Genomic DNA, 21415 nt, shown 5'->3' on the forward strand with positions numbered 1-21415 from the left:
CCTCAAATGACCTAATGCTTGTAAAATAAAATTTTTTTGCAGGCTTATTTAAGGTCGTCCATTTTCAGTGTGTAATCATTCTTTTCACGCTAATCCCTCCGTAGTGTTTAAGTCTTTGATTAGAATATAACACTCTGCAGGTCATTATTAATTACAGAATTCATACAGAATACGCACCTAAACCATGAAGATGCCAGGTAAAAATAATTGAAAAGGCGTGATAAAGGACTTAAAGGAAATCAGGCCCCGGAACAAGTTCCGGAGCCTGATCGATAAACATTATGTCAGCCTTAATTTAAGCTTGTATTGTTCTATACAGAACCTAATAGGCTGTTTCCTGATCCTTCTTACTTCTTAAGGTTAAAGAATCCGTCAAGTCCTCTGTACTGTGCAACTTCGTCGAGCTCTTCCTCGATTCTGAGAAGCTGGTTGTACTTAGCGACTCTCTCTGTCCTTGCAGGTGCGCCAGTCTTTATCTGTCCTGCATTGAGAGCTACTGCAAGGTCAGCAATTGTGCTGTCCTCAGTCTCGCCTGACCTGTGGGATATTACTGCTGTGTAGCCAGCCCTGTTAGCCATCTCTATGGCATCAAGAGTCTCTGTAAGAGATCCTATCTGGTTGAGCTTTATAAGGATCGAGTTAGCTGTCTTTCTCTCGATACCCATCTTGAGTCTCTCAACGTTTGTAACGAAGAGATCGTCTCCTACGAGCTGGATCTTTCCTCCAAGCCTTTCGGTGATGAGCTTCCAGCCTTCCCAGTCTTCCTCTGCCATACCGTCTTCGATTGAGATAATAGGATACTTCTCAACAAGGTCAGCATAGTACTCTACCATCTCGGCAGGAGTAAGCTTTCTTCCTTCGCTCTTGAGGTTGTAAAGACCATCCTCAAAGAACTCTGATGATGCTGGATCAAGAGCTATGTAGATGTCCTTGCCAGGTACGAAACCGGCCTTCTCTATAGCCTCGATGATTATCTTTATTGCTTCTTCGTTTGAGCTTAGGTCAGGTGCGAATCCACCCTCGTCGCCAACGCCTGTTGCAAGGCCCTTAGCCTTAAGGATGCTCTTGAGTGCAGCATAAACCTCTGAGCTCATCTGAAGTGCATGTGAGAAGCTCTTTGCTCCAAGAGGCATTACCATGAACTCCTGAAGGTCAACGTTGTTGTCAGCATGGGATCCGCCGTTTATGATGTTCATCATTGGTGCAGGAAGAACCTTTGCATTTACTCCGCCGATATACTGGTAAAGTGGAAGTCCAAGTGAGTTTGCAGCAGCCTTGGCTACAGCAAGGGATACTCCGAGGATCGCATTTGCTCCAAGGTTGCCCTTGTTCTTTGTTCCGTCAAGCTCGATCATGAGCTTGTCTATGTATGACTGGTCGAAAACATTGAGTCCGATAAGCTCTGAAGCTATAACGTTGTTCACGTTGTCGACAGCCTTGAGGACTCCCTTTCCGTTGTATACAGCCTTGTCTCCGTCTCTGAGCTCAACTGCCTCGAACATTCCTGTCGAAGCTCCTGAAGGTACTGAAGCCCTTCCTACTGTTCCGTCCTCAAGGTATACCTCTACCTCTACTGTAGGGAATGCCCTGGAGTCAAGAATCTGTCTTGCTACTACGTCTACGATTTCTACATACTGCTTCATTAAGTTAATTCCTCCTAAATATTTAGTCTCTTACTATGTTAGTTTTAATTTAAAGCTTGTCAAGCGAGGAGCGATGTACCCTTCATCTCCGATGGCTTTTCCAGGCCCATTTCCTCAAGCATGGTAGGCGCCAGGTCAGCGAGCCTTCCGCCGTCCTTCAGCGACTTTGTTGGATTGTTTGTTATGTATATCAGCGGTACCGGATTAGTGGTGTGGGCTGTCATTGGCCCGCCGGTCACATAGTCTATCAGCTGTTCAGCATTTCCATGGTCCGCAGTGACAAAGACAGTGCCGTCCTTTTCAAGTACCTTGTCTATGACCTTCTTCATGTTGCAGTCTATGTCCTCAAGGGCTTTAATGACTGCTCCCATCATCCCAGTGTGTCCGACCATGTCCGGATTCGCATAATTAAGTATGATCATGCCGTAATCCTTGTTGTCCAGGGCCTTTACAACCTGCTCCGTCACTTCGTCAGCGCTCATCTCAGGCTTGAGGTCATAGGTGGCAACCTTTGGTGAAGCAACCAGTATCCTGTCCTCTCCAGCATATGGAGGTTCGATGCCCCCGTTGAAGAAGAAGGTTACATGAGCGTACTTCTCTGTTTCAGCAATTCTCAGCTGCAGGAGACCTTTGTCTGAAATGTACTTTCCAAGGGTGTTGTCGAAGCTTTCAGGCTTGTAGGCTATGGTCACATTTTCAAGGGTCTTGTCATACTGTGTCATGGTCACATAGAAGAGGTCGATATTCTCCCTCTCGAAACCATCGAACACCTTGTCGTTGATAGCCCTTGTGATCTGTCTTCCCCTGTCAGGCCTGAAGTTGAAGAATATCAGGGAATCATTGTCCTTGATCCTTGCTGTAGGCTTGTCCCCGTCCATCACCACGCATGGCATGATGAATTCATCAGTTACATTCTCAGCGTAGGACTTCTCGATGTATTCGGCGCCTGATGTTACTTCCACGCCTTTTCCGTAAACCATGGCATCATATGCCAGCTTTACTCTTTCCCATCTCTTGTCCCTGTCCATGGCATAGTATCTGCCGCTGATGGTAGCTATCTTTCCAGCCCCTATCTCGGCCATCGCAGCCTCAAGCTCCCTTACGAAGCCTGCGCCTGATGTAGGAGATACATCCCTGCCGTCCATGAAGGCATGCACATAAACTCTGTCCAGGCCTTTGTCCTTGGCAAGCTTCACAAGAGCCTTGATGTGGTCTATGTGGCTGTGTACTCCTCCGTCTGAGAGAAGTCCAAGCAGATGAAGGTCGCTTCCCTTGGCAATTGCATTGTCAACCGCCTGGTTGAGTGCAGCATTCGTGAAGAAGTCTCCTTCAAGTATTTCCTTGGTTATCCTTGTAAGCTCCTGGTATATTACCCTTCCGGCGCCGATGTTCATGTGCCCTACCTCGGAATTTCCCATCTGTCCTTCGGGAAGTCCAACTGCAAGCCCTGATGCGCTCAGCGTAGTATGAGGATAATTCTCCCAGTAATAGTCGTAGTTGGGCTTTTTAGCTGCCTTCACGGCATTGCCTTCAACCCTGTCTGTAAGCCCGAATCCATCTAGGATCATAAGCATTACCGGTGTCTTCATATGTACCTCCATTATAGCGGCAGTTTAGCCGCATTGAAGAGCTTCAGAGCTCTACATCATACAGGATGCAGCTATTGCACCCTGCATAATGACTCACTCATTTATACTCCGAAATTTACAATTTTCGCGAAATCATCCGCAAGGAGGCTTGCTCCTCCGACAAGTGCACCGTCGATGTCAGACATCGCCATCTGCTCCTTGATCGTGGAAGGCTTGACCGAACCGCCGTACTGGATCCTAACTGCATCAGCGATTTCAGCTCCGAAGATATCTGCAACCATCTTTCTTATTGCAGCTATTGTCTCATTTGCTTGTTCGCTGGTAGCGGTCTTTCCAGTTCCTATTGCCCATATAGGCTCATAGGCGATTACGACTTCCCTGGCTTCTTCAGCTGAAAGTCCTTCAAGGTCCTTTTCAACCTGAGCCTTTATGACTGCCTCTGTTGTTCCTGCTTCTCTCTGCTCAAGTGATTCACCCACGCAGAGTATTGGTATGAGGCTGTGCTTGAAAGCTTTCTTCAGCTTCTTGTTGATGTCAGCGTCAGTCTCGTTGAAGTACTGCCTTCTCTCGGAATGGCCAATTACAACGTAATCCACGCCCAAAGCCTCAAGCATTCCAGGTGATATCTCTCCTGTATACGCTCCCTTTTCCTCGAAGTGCATGTTCTGAGCTCCAACCTTCACATTTGAGCCCTTCAGCTCGGCAACGAGTGCCGGCAGCTGTATGAACGGAGCGCAGATGACAACGTCAGCCGATGCCCCCTTGACCATACCTTTCAGTTCCTTGGCAACCTTGACGGCTTCATCCACCGTATAGTGCATTTTCCAGTTTCCTGCAATTATCGGTTTTCTCATTTGTCCGCTCCTTTATTTGTCGTTCAGTGCAGCGATACCCGGCAGTTCCTTGCCTTCAAGGAATTCGAGAGATGCTCCACCACCAGTCGATATGTGGGTCATCCTGTCTCCGAATCCAAGTATGTTTACAGCCGCTGCAGAGTCGCCTCCGCCTATGACCGTTACCGCATCAGCATCTGCCATTGCCTTTGCAACAGCTATGGTGCCCTTTGCGAAGTTCTCGAATTCGAATACTCCCATAGGTCCGTTCCAGACTACTGTCTTGGCATCCTTGATTGCATCGGCATAAAGTGCTGCAGTCTTTGGTCCTATGTCAAGTCCCATGTAGCCTTCAGGTATATTCTGGTCTTCTGTGACTACAGGTGCAGCCTCTGCTGAGAACTTGTCAGCAACTATGTTGTCTACTGGGAGCAGAAGCCTTACGCCCTTCTCCACGGCCTTCTTCATCATTTCCTTTGAGTAGTCCACCCTGTCGGCTTCAAGAAGTGAAGTGCCGACTGTGTAGCCCTGACCCTTCAGGAAGGTGTAAGCCATTCCGCCGCCTATGATAAGTGTGTCCACCTTGTCAAGAAGCGAGTTGATGACATTGATCTTGTCGGAAACCTTTGCTCCGCCTAGTATTGCCACGAAAGGTCTCTCTGGATTGTCCACAGCTTCTCCGAGGAACTTCAGCTCCTTCTGGATAAGGTATCCACCAACTGCAGTATCAAGGAACTTTGTGACTCCTTCAGTCGAGCAGTGAGCCCTGTGAGCTGATCCGAATGCATCGTTGACGAAAACGTCAGCTAATGAAGCAAGCTCTTTCGAGAAAGCATCCACGTTCTTTTCCTCTTCAGGCCTGAATCTGGTGTTCTCAAGGAGAACAACATCTCCATCCTTCATTACGGCAACTGCAGCCTTTGCATTCTCGCCTACCACACTGTCGTCTGCTGCAAATACCACTTCCTTGCCGAGCATCTCTGAAAGCCTCGTTGCAACCGGCTGTAGAGTGTATTTCTTATCAGGGCCTTTGGCTTTTCCGAGGTGTGATGTGAGTATTAGCTTCGCACCATTCTCTATGAGGTATTTTATTGTAGGAAGAGCTCCGGTAAGCCTGTTCTCGTCTGTAATCACGCCGTCCTTGAGAGGAACGTTGAAATCACACCTGACCAGGACCTTTTTGCCTCTTACTTCAATGTCTTCTATGGTCTTTTTGTTGTAGCTCATGCTTTCACCTCTTAATATTTTTCCTTAGAAAGGTCTGGCCGAATAGCCAAGACTACAGGACCAGACCTATGTGTTCGATTAAGTTCTTAAGGATTACTTTCCTGCGTCTACCTTTGCAATGTAGCTTACAAGGTCAACGAGCTTGTTTGAATAGCCCCACTCGTTGTCATACCAGGAAACAAGCTTAACGAAGTGGTCATTCAGCGATATTCCAGCCTTTGCGTCGAATATGCTTGTCCTTGGATCATGGATGAAGTCAGTTGAAACAACCTCGTCCTCAGTGTATCCAAGTATTCCCTTGAGCTCGCCCTCTGATGCTTCCTTCATCGCAGCCTTGATTTCCTCGTAGGTTGCAGGCTTCTCAAGTCTTGCAGTAAGGTCAACTACAGATACGTCAAGGGTTGGAACCCTGAATGACATTCCTGTGAGCTTTCCGTTAAGCTCAGGTATTACCTTTCCAACTGCCTTTGCTGCTCCTGTGGATGAAGGGATTATGTTGTTTGAAGCCGCTCTTCCGCCTCTCCAGTCCTTGTTCGATGGACCGTCAACTGTCTTCTGTGTAGCAGTTGTCGAGTGTACCGTCGACATAAGTCCTTCAACAATTCCGAACTTCTCGTGTATTACCTTTGCAAGAGGTGCGAGGCAGTTTGTTGTGCATGATGCATTTGAAACGACCTTCATGTCTGAAGTATAAGTCTTGTTGTTGACGCCCATTACGAACATCGGCGCATCAGCTGATGGAGCAGATATTACTACCTTCTTCGCTCCGCCTGTGAAATGTGCTGAAGCCTTCTCTATTGTAGTGAACACGCCTGTGCACTCAAGTACGTAGTCAGCTCCGACGCTTCCCCATGCTATGTTGTTAGGATCCTTCTCAGCGAATACCTTGACCTTCTCACCGTTGACGATGAGTGAGTTAGTCTCCGTCTCGATGGAAACCTCACCCTTGAACTGTCCGTGTATCGAATCGTATTTAAGCATGTAAACCATGTAGTCAAGATCGATGAATGGGTCGTTGACACCTACAACTGTAACCTCCGGGTTCTCAAGGGCTGCCCTGAACGCAAGTCTTCCTATCCTGCCGAATCCGTTTACTCCAACTCTAACCTCTGACATCATTGAATTCCTCCTAAAACTGTTTATTTATGTTAAATCCTTATTTTGGGATTTTAACGCCTTGATTATTTTTCTTGCGGCTCCCTCGTCAGTGACAAGCACCGCGTTCTCGCCTGTGAACCTTACTGCAGCTATCGCTTCTCCCTTTGATGTTCCGCCCGATACCGCAACCAGATCCTTGACCTTCAGTGAATCGTCTATGCTGAGACCGACCGCAACAGCCTTCTTAACTATTTTACCATTACGGGCGAAATAAGTCCCAAATGCTTCACCTTGAGCTCCCAAAGTTATCAAATTGTTAATATCTTCAGCCCCAAGCCCTCTGCGCTTTGCCATGACGTCTGCACGGCCAATTCCGAGGATTATCACGTTCGCCTTCTTGATGGTTGAGACAACTTCCTTGATCTCAGACTCCTCCAGCACAGCCTCCAGTGTCCTCTCGCTTATGTTGTCAGGAACATTCAGAAGCCGGTACGACGCACCAAGCTTTTCAGCAAGTGATGCTACTAAAGTATTGGACTGGATTTCGATGTCCTTGCCCATGCTTCCTCTGGCAGGCACAATAGTCAGGTCTCCATACTCATCCTTTTTAGGGAACGAGTCTACAAAATCCCTGATTGTACCACCACCGGTAAGCGCAATGATGTCACCTTTCTTAAGGATTCCCGAAACATATTTCGCTGCAGCCCTTCCGAGCTCGCTCTTTACGTTAGGATCAGTATCCAGGTCTCCCGGGACTATTATGACCCTCTTGTAGTGAAGCTCCCTTTTCAGGATTTCCTCAATTTCGTCAAGACCCTTGATCTCTGAAACAAAATCCTTAAGCACCGCCAGCAGGCCTTCGCCATCCTTGGTAAGAATCACTCCCGGTCCTGATACTGTGACTAACCCCTGGACCTTCAGAAAATCTATCTCAGCCCTTACGAGCCTTTCACCAAGTCCCAGCTTCTGGGCAAGAAGTCTTCTTCCTACAGGCTGACAGTTGAAGATAGTTCTCATCATCGAGTATCGTCTTTCAAGGAGTTCCACCGCTTCGGGTACGATCTTCTGTTGGACTTTCATGAGATTCTCCAATTCCGACCCTCCCTTGGACATTTTTTGTCCCATGTAGAACTTTTTTGTCCCACATTGCTATTATACTCTACTACAGCGCCATTTGAAACATATTTTCTGTAAAAAAATGAAGAGACTTGTGAATTAACTATTAACAATTAACTCACAGTCCCTTTCCTAAATTCTTTTTCGTTTTGATGATGACCTTATTCCAAGCTCTTCCCTGTATTTTGCGACAGTCCTTCGCTTAATGTCTATCCCTGATGCATTCAGGGCATCGGTTATTGCCTGGTCTGAAAGGGGATTCCTTGCATCCTCTCCCTTGATCATGTTCTGGATGCTGTCCCTTACATAATCAGTGGCAACCTCGGTATTCGAACCCTTTGCAGCAGTCTTGAAAAGGTCCTTGACCCTTATGGTCCCCTTGGGCGTAGTAATATACTTCTCCCTTATGGCCCTGGAAATTGTTGATTCATGGACCCCAAGCTCCTCTGCTATATCCTTCATGGTCATGGGTCTCAAAAAATCCGAACCCTTTACGAAATATTCCTTCTGCTTATTGACGGCAGCTTCTATTACAGTCTTTACAGTGTCCTTCCTCTGGTCCACGCTCTTCAGCACGAACAGAGCCTTGTTCATCATATCCTTCAGATATTCATGAGCATCCTTGTGGTCGCTTGAGTTCATAAGGTCACGGCATGCCTTGCTTATCTTCAGTCTTGGGATGAATTCAGTATTCATCTCAAGTATGATATCGCCATTTTCAATCCTGACGCTTCCATCAGGGATAATGTAGGACGAACCTCTGCCGTCTGCAAATCCCCTGGATGGCTTCGGCTCAAGGACCCTTATGTCGTCCATGATGTCCTGGATCTCTCCCGCAGAAAGCTTCAGCGATTTTGCAATGGCAGCTGTCCTTCCTTCTGCAAAATCATCAAGGTGATTCTCAATAATATCCCTGTGCGCAGGAGTAGCAATTCCTTTTCTCTCAAGCTGTATGATCAGGCATTCCTTCAGGTCCCTTGCACCGATACCTACCGGTTCAAGCGACTGCACGACAAGAAGAGCCTTCTTGACATCATCAGTTGTGATATTAAGAAGCTCGGCAATCTCTTCGATTGAATCGGAGAAATATCCCTTGGGATCAAGCGAATCAATTATGAATTCCGCTATGGCCTCAGTCAGGCTGTCAAGATTCAAAACCCTTATCTGGTCAGTAAGATACTCTGACAGGGTCTCTTCCTTTGACACGAAATTAAGCGGCGACACTTCATCCTTGTCATAATCCTGGACTTCCCCTCCGGAATAGTTGTCTGACTCAAGATACTTAAGAAGAGACTTGTAGTCTATTTCCTGTGTAGTATCCCTTGGCACCTCGTCAGGCACTTCTGTATCCAGGACAGGGTTCTCCTGATATTCCTTTTCCAGATAATCAAGAAGCTCAACACTCGACATCTGCAGTATCCTGATGGACAGCTGCATTTCCTGCGTCATTACAAGCTTCTGCTCCTGGGTCAACTTCAGGTTCATTTCCATACTCATTGCTTCACCTCGAACTAGTATCCATTATAGCATAAGAAGCAAAAAGTTCCCAAAAAGGTTTTCAGACTGGAGCTCAATGAAAAAAATACATCAATCACTTAAATGTCACCTCGGCATAAGTCCCACAGATTTTCAAAACGTTCATAAAGCCCGGAGGGATTGCCGCATTGTCATATGATATAATTGCTAATCATGAGAAGCAAAATTATGACAGGAGACTAAACATATGAAGAATAATTCAAATACAATGGTCATATTCGGCGGCACAGGCGACCTGACACACAGGAAGCTGATTCCGGCGCTTTACCAGCTGGACATCAACGGATTCCTTCCTGAAGGGCTTAACGTGGTTTCAGTCGGAAGAAAGCATAAGACATCCGAAGAGTACAGGAACGAGCTCAGAGAATCAGTAAAAAAATATTCCTCCAGGTCATTCACAGAAGAGCTTTTCAATGACCTTGCCCAAAGGGTTGAGTATTTCACCCTGGATTTCGACACCCAAAAGGATTATGACTCCCTGTCGGAATTTCTGAACAAAAGGGAAAAGGAAGGAAAGCCAGAGAACAGGCTGTTCTATCTCGCCGTTTCTCCTGACTACTTCGGAAAGATAGTTGACTGCATGGAAGAGAGCGGAATAACCGGTGGAAGCGGGTGGAGAAGGCTTGTAATTGAGAAGCCTTTCGGAAAGGACCTTGAAAGCGCAACAGCGCTCAATTCTTCAATATCCAGGGTATTCCCCGAAAAGAGCATCTACAGGATCGACCACTATGTAGCAAAGGAAATGATACAGAATATAATGATGCTTAGGTTCCAGAACTCCATATTCGAGTCAATATGGAACAGAAGCCACATAGACAACGTACAGATAACGGTCCTCGAGAAGGAGGGCGTAGGAACAAGGGGCGGCTACTACGACCATACAGGAGCACTCAGGGATATGGTTCAGAACCATCTTCTCCAGCTTCTGGCAATCACAGCGATGGAACCCCCGAAATCACTTGACCCAGACGATGTCAGGGATGAGAAGGTCAGGGTATTCCAGGCACTGAAGGACTGTACCGCGGAATGCACTGATGGAAACGTACTTTTTGGCCAATACGACGGATACAGGAACGAGGACAAGGTACCTGAGGATTCGAGGACAGAGACCCTTGTCGCAGCAAGGGTACAGATAGACAACGACAGGTGGCGCGGTGTCCCCTTCTATCTCCTTACAGGGAAGGCATTAAAGAACAAGACAGCACAGGTAACCATAGAATTCAGGAAGATGGCTTCGCTAGCTTCTGACTTGAAACAGGAACCAAACATACTTGAGATAAAGATACAGCCCGATGAAGGCATAACCCTGCACCTATCCGTAAAGAAGCCCGGTGTAATCGACGAGATGGTCCAGGCAGAGATGGATTACTGCCAGAGCTGTCTCTATCTCTTCAACTCGCCTGATTCCTATGAGAAGCTGATACTTGACGCCATGACCGGCGATTCCACCAGATTCACAAGATGGGACGAGCTTGAGCTCACATGGAGCTTTATAGACTCCATCCTCAGGCACGCAAAGGATAACGTAATTCCTAAGGGCTACGAGATAGGCAGCGACGGACCTGTTGAGCTTGACTCCTTCATAAAGTCAGGTTCAGGGAAATGGTGGTACAGAAACAGGACATCACAATACGAATATAACCTTTAGAAGCAGGCTCCGTTTAGAATCGGAGCCATTACTAAATAAAGCAGAGATCAGGGGGCGATGCATCATGAAACGAAAAATCCTGACGGTACTTGGCTCAGTTTTCATAGTCTTTGTTTGCGTAATTGCCGGAGCTTTCATCGGCATGAGTGTTGGCGGAAATATCCGACCTGAAATTGAGTTCAATGGCGCTTACGGTTATGAGGCAGGCGGCCAGATCGGTGAGCTTATCGGATTGGCAATAGGACTATATTTCGGCTACAAAAATATCATGGCAGTATTTCGCGACAAAGGCAGCCAGGAAAAAGTTTGAACAGGATATACTATCGATTATCTTTATGCCAATTCAGTCATTCCTGTATCCGCAGCAGGCTCCGCGTCAGCGGAGCCTTTCCTGCCGTTCCAATAATATATTCTCCGGATAGCTTCAGAGTATGCATATACAGAATTGCAACATAATATTTACACCTTATGTCAAATTGCTTCACAAAATGAATATTTTTATAGGATATCATGAAAATAAAGAAATATGCACCGGAGGAGGTATTTGTATGTTTGACAAGATAATCGTTGGAACAAACTACTCGAAGGCAGCCTTTTCACTGCTTGAGTGCATTTCAGGGCTTACTGCATTCGGAGTAAAGGAAGCAGTGCTCATTGAAAGCAGCTACATCCCTGAATCTGAGACTACTGTCATGCCGATTCCTTTAGATACGAGCAAGATGCAGGAGGACCTGCAGCAGCAGAAGTTATACCTTGAAGGAAAGGGTTTTACGGTAACCACAAAGCTAAGCCCTGAGCCGCTTAAGAGGGCCATAATCCGTGCTTCAGAAGAGGAGGCGGCTTCACTTATCGTTGTCGGTGCTGCAAAGCACTCCCTGGCAACAGACCTTCTTTTCGGTGGAGTGGCCAACGACCTTGTACACTATTCAAAAGTACCAGTCCTTGTCGTAAGGATGACAAAGGGCGAGGATATGGATGACTCGGTAGCAGTAAAATGCGACTTCCAAAAACATGTCCTGTTTCCGACTGACTTCTCGTTGAACGCTGACCATGCCTTCAATATGCTGAAGAGCCTGGCTGGAAGCCTTAAAAAGGTCAGCATCGTCCACGTTGCTCAGGACAGGTATTTCACAGAGACAGACAGCCCTACAATGATAAAGGAATACATTGAGAAGAAGGACAGTGAAGACTCAGGAAAGATGGAACTTCTCAATAAGATGAAAGAAGAGCTTGAGACAAATTCCAATCTTCAAGTCGATTCCCTGATGAGACAAGGCAACGCATACAGGGAGATTAGGAACATTGTAGCTGAGAATGACGTGAACCTGATTATCATGGGCAGCCAGGGAAGCGGATTCATCTCCGAGCTCTTCCTTGGAAGCGTCAGTCATAACGTACTGAGGCACGCCGACTGTTCAGTGCTTGTAATACCAGCTGAAAGGGAAAAATAGAACATAATAAGTAACAGAGCGACAGCGGTTGGACTATGCAACCGCTGTCGCTCTATCTTTTCTATATCGATTTATCCTGGCATGACAGCTTCAGGTATCATGCAGACATACTTCTCGCCGCCAAGGTTATCCATATGTTCCGTCTTAGCGTCCTCAAGCAGCTTCATATCCTCAAGAACATCAAGCGCTGTCATTGCAATGACCTTCCCTGCTGCAATAAGCCCCTTGTGCACTATGCTTGACTTGCCTGTCGCCACCCACTGCCATGAATGAGGCGGAGTGCCATGAGGCATGCAGGCAACATTCAGCTGAGCAGTCGGAGCAATCCAGCTAGGATCTCCCACATCTGTGGATCCCGTCATGGGCTTGTCTGAAAAAACAAGCTCTCCCAGCTCGTCATTAAGAGCCTTGCCTGCTAAGTTATCTATGAATTCCCGGCTGCCTGTAGGAAACATGCTCTTTGCCTTGCTGAGCATGGATTTTTTCATTTCTTCAGACAGGGTGTCGTAGAATTGCCCTTCATACCTGATCTCTTCCCCAGTGAAAGGTAAGGGGAATACAGATTTCATGTTCTCATACATGGACTTTGCAAGGCTTCTGTTTACAATGTAGTTGGCGCACGCCGAATCCCATCTTACATCGACCTCTGTCTCAGTCATCATTGCAGCACCCTTTGCGATCTTAAGTACCCTATCGTAGATTGCCATTACCTGGTCCTGCTTCGGAGCCCTGATAAGGTAATGGAGGCTTGCAGTTGACTGCACCACGTTTGCTGAAAGTCCTCCGGTATCGGTGAATGCATAGTGAATCCTCGCATCGTCTATAATGTGCTCCCTGAGGAAATTGACCCCTATGTTCATGAGCTCAGCTGCATCCAGAGCGCTCCTGCCAAGCTCAGGTGCAGCCCCTGCATGTGAGGACACTCCTCTAAAGCTGAAATGCATCTGTGATACTGCCAGGGAGCTTTTCCCCCATACTTCGGTAACATCCATGGGATGCCAGGTCAGGAACGCATCCACATCATCAAAGTCCCCGTTCCTCGCCATGAACGCCTTGCCATAGCCGCTTTCCTCCGCCGGACAGCCAAACAGCTTTACCGCACCTTTAAGGCCATATTCAATCATAATGTCCTTGATACCGACAGCCCCAGCCAGAGAGCCTGCTCCCAGAGCATGATGCCCACAACCATGGCCGTTAGCACCAGCTTCCAGTACGCGTTTCTCGGCGACATCAGCAGCCTGGCTCATATTCGCCAGGGCATCATATTCCGCAAGGACTCCAATCACAGGTCTGCCTGAGCCGAATGTGGCAATGAAGGCGTGCTCCATTCCTGTGATTCCTCTTTCAATTGAAAAATCCTCATTTTTCAGGATATCGACATACATGTCAGCTGATTTTTTCACATCGAATCTGGTTTCAGCATATTCCCATATCCTGTCGCTGATATCCGCATACATCCCTGACTTCTTTTCAATCGAATCCATCAGCCACTTCTTCTTATCCATAAGAATCTTGTCCTCCTCTTAAAAACATATCCGTACAGTCATTGCAAGGCTCCGTAAAACAGCCGCCGGTTCAAACCGACGGCTGTAATTCCTGTGTTTAACCTTTTGGGTCACTTGCCAACCTTACCGGTCTAAAGTGCAGCTTTCGATATTTCGATACCCTTCCTGAAAGCGGCTATGTTCTCTTCAACCGCTGATTTTGGCACATGCTCCTTAATTACTTCAATGAAGGCATCCTCCGGCATCTCTATCATGCCTGCAAGTATGCCAAGCATTACCGAGTTCGCGGCCTTTATGTTGCCGGCCTCCCTGGCAGCTTCTCTTGCATCCGTAGAAATTACCGTGAATCTCTTTTTCAGTTCCTCGAACTGAACTTCCGGATACTCTGCCTGTTCAAGAAGCACTGGTGTCGGGTATACCCTGTTCTCATTGAGTACTATTATTCCGCCCTCTTTCATCGAGCCGCTCCACCTCAAGGCTTCAAGGGGCTCCATACCTATCAGGATATCTCCTTCTCCCGGAAGAATGTTAGGTGAATCAATCTTCTCACCTATCTTAACCGTGCCCCAGACTGAACCGCCTCTTTGTGACAACCCTACCACATCATTGGTCTTGACATCCATTCCTGCCTTGAATGCAGCTTCAGCGATCATCCTGGTTGCGAGAACCAATCCCTGGCCCCCGACTCCAGCTATTATTATCCCTGCAGTCTTCATGAGCTTTCAACCTCCGATCGCTTTATGGCATTCACAGGACAAACCTGCGAGCATACTGAACAGCCGACGCACATGTCCTTGTCTATCGATGATTTGAGCTTGTCTATGCCTTCGTACTTCTTCATTCTAATAGGCGGACAGTTTGTCTTGACACAGGTCCTGCAGGCGATGCATATTTTGGGGTCTACATAGAAATGTGGTTCCTTGATCTTGAACCTCAGTGCACATGGCCTTGTTGTGATGATCACTGAAATACCTTTTTTCTTTGTTTCTTCAGCAATAGCATCTTTTAGCGTCTTGTAGTCGAATTGGTCTACTTCCCGGACGTTGTCAAAGCCCATAGTCTCAAGGAGCTGCCTTATGCCTATGTCCATTCCTTCACTGTTGTCGTATTTGCCGGAAGAGCCATTTGGCTGTCCGCCAGTCATTGCTGTGGTACCGTTCTGAAGGATCAGGAAAGTCATGTTGTCTTCAGGGCTGCTCTGATGCAGAAGATTCGCAAAGCCGGTCATCCCGGAATGGAAGAATGTTCCATCTCCTATCACTGAAACGATGGGTTCATCGTCTCCCAAGAGCCTCATTGCCTTGTTCATGCCCTTTGTTATTCCAACTGTTGCTCCCATGCTTATCATGGTATGGGCAGCGGTAAATGCAGGAAGCACTGCCATGGAATAGCAGCCTATGTCCCCCATTACCTTGACCTTCATCTTCTTGAGAACATCGAATACCGGTCTGTGAGGACAACCGGAACAGAACATAGGAGGCCTTGAAGGAACTTCAACATCCTTGTGGTCCTTCGTACTCCTCTCTGTTATCAGCCCGGCCTCTGCAAGGCCTCTCTCGATATCTTCCGAATTTAGCTCACCAGTAAATGAAAAGTGATTCTTGCCTTCGCACCTTATGCCCATGAGACCTATCTCATTTTCCATGAATGGCATGAGCTCCTCAATGACTATTATCCTCTCATATCTTTCAGCAAACTCAGAAAAACGCCTTTTGCTCAAAGGATATACCATGCCTGGCCTGTATATGGAATAAGGCAGCTTCAGCTCCTTCAGGTTGTAGTACATGAGCCCGGTTGCCACAAGAAGCACCCTGGAGCCCTCCACCTCTTCAAGGAGGTTGAGCTTAAAGTCATATGCATATTCAGACAGTTTCTTTATCCTATCAGCCATTGCATGCTGCCTCTCATGGGTGAAAGGCGGCAGCATGGTGTATTTCGAATTGTCAGGTGTGAAGCCCTGAGGCTTCTTATCCTTCCTGTCATAGCACTCGACTACCCCACGCGAATGGCATACCCTGGAGGTAATGTCAACAAGCATAGGCATCCCGAAGCCTTCGGAAAGCTCCAGTGCTTGTACCATATAGTCCTTCGCCTCCTGGCTGCTGCCAGGGCAGAAGACTCCCATATTGGCAAACTTGCCGATGATCCGGTTGTCCTGCTCGTTCTGGGAGCTCGCCATTCCAGGGTCATCTCCTGATACCAGGACAAATCCGCCATTAACCTCGGTCTCAGTAAATGTCATCAAAGGATCCATTGCCACATTGACACCAACATGCTTCATGGTGGCCATTGACCTTGCACCATAGAATGAACCTCCGATTGCAACCTCCAAAGCTACCTTTTCGTTTACACTGAATTCAGCGTAGATGCCCTCGTATTCCTTTACCGACTCCATCATCTCTACAGTAGGAGAACCCGGATAGCTGGCAGCTATCAGCCCTCCGCCTTCGTAGAACCCTCTTGCTATGGCCTGGTTCCCGGAAAGTATCTTCTTATCCCCAATCACTCTCTAAAACACCCCCAATGTTCATAGTGTCGCTATGGTTATATGATAGCACGGAAACGTTTGCATGTGCAATTTCGCCTGAATCCCTACTTAAACAGGTCCTTCAGCTTGTCAGCCAGTGCGGAATTCATCGGTTCAGTCTCCTTCTCCATATCCTTAAGGAATTTACCGACATCCTTCTTGGACATTGCCGTTCCTTCCTTCTCACGCCTCTCGTTGAAGGCTGAAAGCTTCTCTCTGTGACCGCAGATGCATCTGAACTGCTTGTTGTCACCTTCGCCTATCAGCTCCATCTTCTTATGGCACTCAGGGCATCTTGCATTGGTCACAGTGGAAATTGTCTTCCTGAACCCGCATTCCCTGTCCTGGCAGACATGCATCACGCTGTTCTTGCCTTTTACCTCAAGGAGCGCCTTGCCGCAATCAGGGCATTTCGAGCCTGTGAGGTTGTCATGCCTGAAGGTGCCCTGCGAGGCTTTTATCTCCCTGACTACCTTCCTTGCGTATTCCTCCATGTCTCCAATGAACTTGTCCTGTGCCAGCTTACCCTCTTTGATGAGGCTGAGCCTGTGCTCCCAGTCTGCCGTGAGCGCTGGAGACTTCAGGTCCTCTGGTGCAAGTGTAAGAAGCTGCCTTCCCTTTGAAGTGGTATATATGCCCTTTCCTCTCTTTTCGATGACAAAGGATGAAAACAACTTTTCTATGATGTCCGCTCTTGTAGCTACCGTACCCAGACCTGAAGAGGATGACAGAGCCTCCCTCTGCTCCTTGTCTCCGCCCTCCATGTACTTAAGCGGATTCTCCATTGCAGTAAGCAGCGTACCTTCATTGAATGGCTCCGGAGGCGTCGTCTTTCCGGTTCTGATATGTGCCTTCTCAACAGGCAGAGAATCACCCTTCTTGAATTCATTAAGCTTCAGGTCATCCTTTTCATCGCCCTTGTGGCCGGGAACTGACCTGTAGCCTGAAGTGACTGTGGTCCTTGCCTTGATTGTAAATTTCTCTCCTCCGGCAGATGCCTTTATGCTGACCTCCCTGTATACGTAAGGCGCAGAAAGAGCCGCAATGAACCTTGACACCACAAGGTCATAGACCTTCTTCTCCTTGTCAGTAAGAGCTCCTGTCCTTGCTTCATCCTCTGTCGGGATGATTGCATGATGGTCTCCGACCTTGCTGTCATCAACGCATCTGAGCTTTCCTGAAAAACCCTTCCTGATGAGGTCCTGACCGATCACTGAAAGCTGGCCTTTAGCAGATGCCCTTATCCTGTCAGGCAGTGTAGATACCAGATCCTTTGTCAGATACCTTGAATCTGTCCTCGGATATGTCAGCACCTTGTGCCTCTCATAAAGTATCTGCATCAGGTTAAGCGTCTCCTTCGGGCTGAAGCCGTAGAGGCTGTTGCAGTCCCTCTGAAGCTCCGTAAGGTCATACGGCAGAGGAGGCTCTGTCTTCTTTTCAGCTACGACCACATCGTCAATCTTAATTGTTGCCCTGACAAGCTTTTCCTTTATTGCCTCGGCCTTCTCCCTGTCGAATATCCTGCCGCCTTCCATTGCAAAGGCTGCGCCTTTCGCCTCGATTCCTATCTCATAAAAATCGACGCTCTTGAAGGAATTGATCTCTTCCTCACGTTTCCTTATTATCGCAAGAGTCGGAGTCTGAACGCGTCCCAGTGACAGCTGGGCATTATGCTTTACAGTAAGGGCTCTTGTCGCATTTATCCCGACTATCCAGTCGGCATGGCTCCTGGCTTCAGCTGACCTGTACAGATTATCGTACTCACGGGAATCCCTGAGCTTAGTGAATCCTTCCCTTACAGCCTTTTCAGTTGCAGAAGATATCCAGAGCCTCTTCATTGGCTTCCTTACGCCAGCAACCTTAATGATCCACCTTGCCACAAGCTCGCCTTCCCTGCCGGCATCCGTAGCTATGACTATGCTGTCAACATCCTTCCTGTCCATGAGAAATTTGACGGTCTTGTATTGCCTTGCTGACTGCCCTATGACAGTAAGCTTCATCCTCTCAGGCAAAATAGGCAGGTCTTCCATCCTCCAGGTCTGGAATTTCTTGTCATATTCCTCAGGATCCGCAAGTGTGACCAGATGACCCATTGCCCAGGTTACAACGTACCCCTTCCCTTCGATATATCCTTCCTTGGAGGATGTTGCTCCAAGCGCCTTTGCTATGTCCTTGCCTACCGAAGGCTTCTCGGCCAGCACCAGTATGTTTCCCAAATCAATCATTCCTTCCGGCAACAATCCATGTTTACATGATTGTTACTACTTTATTACCTGATTATAACACGGCAAAAACAAAGCCGGGATTTTCTTCCCGGCTTTGCAATACCATATTCAGTTCCCAGATGCCAGTCTCATGTTTGCGTACGCATCATTCTCAACGAGATCCACTACAAGCACCGCAATGTCTTCAGCCGAAATCGAGGAATTGCCGTTGTCATCTACGACTAATGTCTCATCAAGGCTGAGCCTGTATTTCCCTGTCCTCTCGCCTGGCGATATCATGGCCGCGGGGCTTACGCTTGTCCATGTGAACGACTGACCCTTAAGGTCCTTATATACCTGAAGGGCCCTTTCATGCACTGATGCCACACCCTTCCATGATTCAGGGAACAATGGCGAATCCATAAGCTTTGACCCTGAATGGTTCTTAAGGCTTCCGGCTCCACCGATCACGATAAGCTTCCTTACCCTGGACTTTTCGGCGATATATACAAGGTTCCTCTGAGCTTCCACAAAGCTGTCAAGGTCCTTAAGATCAGGCGCAAGAGCGCTTATCAGCACATCGTAACCCATAATGTGGCTAAGTACGGTATCAGGCTTGAAAATGTCTCCGAAGCAGGCTATGACTGTCGTGTATCCCGGAACCTTCGATGGATCCCTAGCTATTGCCGCAACCAGATGTTCCCTGGCGGCAAGCTCGTCAAGTATCCTTGATCCTATCATTCCCGTGGCACCAATAAGTCCTACCTTCATAAAAAACCCTCCACTCTCGGTGAAACACACCTAAATCATCTCTTCAATTTTGATTTTAGTGTGAACTTATAGACTGGAGAGGTTATTTCTGTATACTTTGTTTTAATATTGGCTCGCATGGCAAGTTTCAGGAAAATAGTACCCCTCCTGAACCGGATTCCACCCTTTCAATTGTTCCCCGCCAATACTCATACCGTCCTTCAGGAAGCTGCCATGAAGCAGTAACGTGTGACTGGAACTTTATACCATCAGCTTCATCATACCTCTCGCACTCGACCTTCCATGGCCTAATCTCATTTCCGCCCTTCGGATTCGCATAGTATCTGTCATCGCTTTCGAAGATGCGGAATAACCCGTCCTCACCGAAAATGAACCTTCCACCGACTGTTATTCCCTTGAGCGTCATCGATGCATTCACTGTACTCCCTTCGGCTTTACCCCAGGAAATGTACGGCATGAGAAGCATTCCCGGTATCATGGTGGCTTCAGCAAGCAAAGTGACGAGTCCTGAGGTGTCAAACTCCACACCCTTTTCATCAAGGACGTTTATAACTCCAGCAAGCTTTCCAAGCATGCTCCCCGTACCTCCTATGCAGAGGTCCAGTCCCTCAAAGGGAAGGATACCGAACATCCTCGTCTTCATGTAGGCAGCCCTGAATGGAGTTACACAGGAATTGAACTGCTTTGTTACAAGGCTTGTCCATGGCTTATCAGGACCGAAACGGATGCTGCTCTCCTTCCAGATCACGCTTCCGGCTACAGGCAGTCTCCTCCCCTCATATCCGCACAGACGTAGATGTCTCCTTACAGGCTCTGGCAAAGATGCAGAATCGATCATCCCTTTACCATCCCACGCCTCCTTTAGTCTCATTTCATCTTCCGTTCGCTTCTGATAGGTTTTTGAAACCTTTGACATTTTAGTCCCTCCGTGTTGTTATTTTGAACCCTTCAGGGTTTTCGCCAGGGAAAGCCTCTTTGCGGCCATTTGTACTCTAATCATTACTTGCCGGATTAATCGCTTCCAGCTCTTCAGGATCTTCAGGTACGACAATCGTCCCATCAGCTATATCTCCTTCGACTGACTGCAGAAGCAGAAGCAGCTCTTCATTCTCTTCAAGGTCAGGGTGCAGAGTATCAGAAATCATTATGCCACCCTCTTTGATTCCGGAAGAAACCAGGCCCTGTGTGAAGCTTCCTTCCAATACATCCTTCACCGCATCATAAGCATATTTTCCGGCATTCTTCACAACAGAAGCGATTATCACTTCTGCCCTTTCAGGATAAGCTGAAGCCTCGTCCCTTTCCGAGCCCAATGCCAGCATTCCCATGTCTTCCGCCGCCTCGTAGAGCCCTTCTCCTGACATGCCTGCCGCATGCATCACAATGTCTGCACCCTGGCTGTAAAGGTCCGCAGCAAGCGATCGTACCTTTGAAGAATCAGTATATGATCCGGAATACTTTATCATCGTTCCCTCTATCATGAGATTGCCGGCTACCTGATTTACAGACATTACACCGGCTATGAATCCGGCCTGGTATCTTCTTGTTACCGGGAGCTCCATACCGCCTATGAATCCAACCTTACCAGTCTTGGTCATGCTGCCTGCGATGACACCCATCAGATAAGCACCTTCATTCTCCCTGAACTCCACTGACCTGACATTTGGTAATTCAACTTTACCATCCAGGATCACGAACTTCCTGTCAGGGTATTTCTCTGACATGCGTGCAACTAGAGGAGCCATCTTAAGGCCTGCACTTATAACAAGGTCGTTCTCCTTTGCAAGCGCATCAAGGTTGTTCTCGTACTGGTCAGAAGCCTTTGATACCATAATCTGGGTCTTTACCTCAAAATCAGCCAAAATCCTGTCCAGCCCTTCAAATACGGCCTCTTCAAGGACTTTGTCCGAAAGCTCCCATTCATCAACTGACATCCCTATCCTGACCTTTGACGTCCCTGAAGGTTCAGTCGGAGCAATCGGCTCTTCATTGCTGCAGGCATATAATAATCCGGTGACTGCTATTGCAAGAATTGCCGGTAAAAGTTTTCCTATCTTCATAATTTCCTCCAAAAAAAGTGCAGTGTCCAATGCACTTATCCGTACATCTGCATACATTCCGAATATATTATGACACAATTGGAATTCCATATGAATACGGGAGAATAAAAAAGCATGCCGGAATCCACATTTAAAGGATCCCGGCATGCTTGAATTTACTTGATTTATGTATCGGATGGACTCTTTAAGGTCCTACCCTAACTCTTT

General features: G+C 47.5%; 17 protein-coding genes. 3 read left to right on the plus strand and 14 right to left on the minus strand.

Features of this window, described 5'->3' with window-relative positions:
- Nucleotides 1-347 precede the first annotated feature (347 nt).
- The 7 genes from eno to rpoN form a co-directional block, all read right to left on the minus strand.
- Nucleotides 348-1643, minus strand: a complete 1296-nt coding sequence (gene eno, locus J2Z34_RS11075; RefSeq protein WP_209459933.1) for a phosphopyruvate hydratase — start codon at nt 1641-1643, stop codon at nt 348-350.
- 59 nt (nt 1644-1702) lie between these two features.
- Nucleotides 1703-3232: a 2,3-bisphosphoglycerate-independent phosphoglycerate mutase gene (gpmI, locus tag J2Z34_RS11080; protein ID WP_209459934.1), complete on the minus strand. Its 1530-nt coding sequence runs from the start codon at nt 3230-3232 to the stop codon at nt 1703-1705.
- 101 nt (nt 3233-3333) lie between these two features.
- On the minus strand, nt 3334-4086 hold the full coding sequence (tpiA, locus tag J2Z34_RS11085; RefSeq protein ID WP_209459935.1) for a triose-phosphate isomerase: 753 nt from the start codon (nt 4084-4086) through the stop codon (nt 3334-3336).
- Between the two features lie 12 nt (nt 4087-4098).
- Nucleotides 4099-5292 (minus strand): phosphoglycerate kinase, encoded by a 1194-nt coding sequence (locus tag J2Z34_RS11090; RefSeq protein ID WP_209459936.1) that lies wholly within the window; start codon nt 5290-5292, stop codon nt 4099-4101.
- Nucleotides 5293-5385: 93 nt separating this feature from the next.
- Nucleotides 5386-6411, minus strand: a complete 1026-nt coding sequence (gene gap, locus J2Z34_RS11095) for a type I glyceraldehyde-3-phosphate dehydrogenase (RefSeq protein ID WP_483414662.1) — start codon at nt 6409-6411, stop codon at nt 5386-5388.
- Between the two features lie 24 nt (nt 6412-6435).
- Nucleotides 6436-7482, minus strand: coding sequence for a sugar-binding transcriptional regulator (locus J2Z34_RS11100; protein WP_209459937.1), 1047 nt, complete (start codon nt 7480-7482; stop codon nt 6436-6438).
- Nucleotides 7483-7638: 156 nt separating this feature from the next.
- On the minus strand, nt 7639-9003 hold the full coding sequence (gene rpoN / locus J2Z34_RS11105) for an RNA polymerase factor sigma-54 (protein ID WP_209459938.1): 1365 nt from the start codon (nt 9001-9003) through the stop codon (nt 7639-7641).
- Nucleotides 9004-9229: 226 nt separating this feature from the next.
- Here rpoN and zwf point away from each other — a divergent pair, with 226 nt between their 5' ends.
- From zwf to J2Z34_RS11120, 3 genes are all read left to right on the plus strand, one after another.
- Nucleotides 9230-10690, plus strand: a complete 1461-nt coding sequence (gene zwf / locus J2Z34_RS11110) for a glucose-6-phosphate dehydrogenase (RefSeq protein ID WP_209459939.1) — start codon at nt 9230-9232, stop codon at nt 10688-10690.
- 64 nt (nt 10691-10754) lie between these two features.
- Nucleotides 10755-11000: a hypothetical protein gene (locus J2Z34_RS11115; RefSeq protein ID WP_209459940.1), complete on the plus strand. Its 246-nt coding sequence runs from the start codon at nt 10755-10757 to the stop codon at nt 10998-11000.
- A gap of 238 nt (nt 11001-11238) precedes the next feature.
- Nucleotides 11239-12141, plus strand: a complete 903-nt coding sequence (locus tag J2Z34_RS11120; protein WP_209459941.1) for a universal stress protein — start codon at nt 11239-11241, stop codon at nt 12139-12141.
- A gap of 71 nt (nt 12142-12212) precedes the next feature.
- Here the strand turns inward: J2Z34_RS11120 and J2Z34_RS11125 are convergent, their stop codons facing one another.
- The 7 genes from J2Z34_RS11125 to J2Z34_RS11155 all read right to left on the minus strand — a co-directional run bounded on the left by J2Z34_RS11125 (nt 12213) and on the right by J2Z34_RS11155 (nt 21208).
- Entirely contained in the window at nt 12213-13646 is a 1434-nt protein-coding gene (locus J2Z34_RS11125) for a M20 family metallopeptidase (RefSeq protein WP_209459942.1), read from the minus strand.
- 131 nt (nt 13647-13777) lie between these two features.
- Nucleotides 13778-14362 carry an indolepyruvate oxidoreductase subunit beta gene (locus tag J2Z34_RS11130; RefSeq protein WP_209459943.1) on the minus strand — a complete coding sequence of 195 codons (585 nt, stop codon included), beginning with the start codon at nt 14360-14362 and terminating at the stop codon, nt 13778-13780.
- Nucleotides 14359-16152, minus strand: coding sequence for a thiamine pyrophosphate-dependent enzyme (locus J2Z34_RS11135; RefSeq protein WP_342453164.1), 1794 nt, complete (start codon nt 16150-16152; stop codon nt 14359-14361). Before J2Z34_RS11135 ends, J2Z34_RS11130 begins: the two co-directional genes overlap by 4 nt.
- A gap of 86 nt (nt 16153-16238) precedes the next feature.
- Nucleotides 16239-18389: a DNA topoisomerase III gene (locus J2Z34_RS11140; protein WP_209459944.1), complete on the minus strand. Its 2151-nt coding sequence runs from the start codon at nt 18387-18389 to the stop codon at nt 16239-16241.
- A gap of 117 nt (nt 18390-18506) precedes the next feature.
- A complete protein-coding gene (locus tag J2Z34_RS11145) occupies nt 18507-19148 on the minus strand; it encodes an NAD(P)-dependent oxidoreductase (protein WP_209459945.1) in 642 nt (213 codons plus the stop codon).
- Nucleotides 19149-19275: 127 nt separating this feature from the next.
- Nucleotides 19276-20064 carry a DUF6544 family protein gene (locus tag J2Z34_RS11150; protein WP_209459946.1) on the minus strand — a complete coding sequence of 263 codons (789 nt, stop codon included), beginning with the start codon at nt 20062-20064 and terminating at the stop codon, nt 19276-19278.
- Nucleotides 20065-20140: 76 nt separating this feature from the next.
- The gene (locus tag J2Z34_RS11155) at nt 20141-21208 is read right to left on the minus strand and encodes a BMP family ABC transporter substrate-binding protein (RefSeq protein WP_209459947.1); all 1068 of its coding nucleotides are present in this window, start codon (nt 21206-21208) and stop codon (nt 20141-20143) included.
- Nucleotides 21209-21415: the final 207 nt, after the last annotated feature.

Origin of the sequence: Youngiibacter multivorans (assembly GCF_017873395.1) — a bacterium.
Lineage (GTDB): Bacteria > Bacillota > Clostridia > Clostridiales > Clostridiaceae > Youngiibacter > Youngiibacter multivorans.

Bases quoted from the DNA above. Each gene is read 5' to 3' on its own strand.
- eno (WP_209459933.1), bottom strand. From the start codon at position 1,643: ATGAAGCAGTATGTAGAAATCGTAGACGTAGTAGCAAGACAGATTCTT.
- gpmI (WP_209459934.1), bottom strand. From the start codon at position 3,232: ATGAAGACACCGGTAATGCTTATGATCCTAGATGGATTCGGGCTTACA.
- tpiA (WP_209459935.1), bottom strand. From the start codon at position 4,086: ATGAGAAAACCGATAATTGCAGGAAACTGGAAAATGCACTATACGGTG.
- J2Z34_RS11090 (WP_209459936.1), bottom strand. From the start codon at position 5,292: ATGAGCTACAACAAAAAGACCATAGAAGACATTGAAGTAAGAGGCAAA.
- gap (WP_483414662.1), bottom strand. From the start codon at position 6,411: ATGATGTCAGAGGTTAGAGTTGGAGTAAACGGATTCGGCAGGATAGGA.
- rpoN (WP_209459938.1), bottom strand. From the start codon at position 9,003: ATGAGTATGGAAATGAACCTGAAGTTGACCCAGGAGCAGAAGCTTGTA.
- zwf (WP_209459939.1), top strand. From the start codon at position 9,230: ATGAAGAATAATTCAAATACAATGGTCATATTCGGCGGCACAGGCGAC.
- J2Z34_RS11115 (WP_209459940.1), top strand. From the start codon at position 10,755: ATGAAACGAAAAATCCTGACGGTACTTGGCTCAGTTTTCATAGTCTTT.
- J2Z34_RS11120 (WP_209459941.1), top strand. From the start codon at position 11,239: ATGTTTGACAAGATAATCGTTGGAACAAACTACTCGAAGGCAGCCTTT.
- J2Z34_RS11125 (WP_209459942.1), bottom strand. From the start codon at position 13,646: ATGGATAAGAAGAAGTGGCTGATGGATTCGATTGAAAAGAAGTCAGGG.
- J2Z34_RS11130 (WP_209459943.1), bottom strand. From the start codon at position 14,362: ATGAAGACTGCAGGGATAATAATAGCTGGAGTCGGGGGCCAGGGATTG.
- J2Z34_RS11145 (WP_209459945.1), bottom strand. From the start codon at position 19,148: ATGAAGGTAGGACTTATTGGTGCCACGGGAATGATAGGATCAAGGATA.
- J2Z34_RS11150 (WP_209459946.1), bottom strand. From the start codon at position 20,064: ATGTCAAAGGTTTCAAAAACCTATCAGAAGCGAACGGAAGATGAAATG.
- J2Z34_RS11155 (WP_209459947.1), bottom strand. From the start codon at position 21,208: ATGAAGATAGGAAAACTTTTACCGGCAATTCTTGCAATAGCAGTCACC.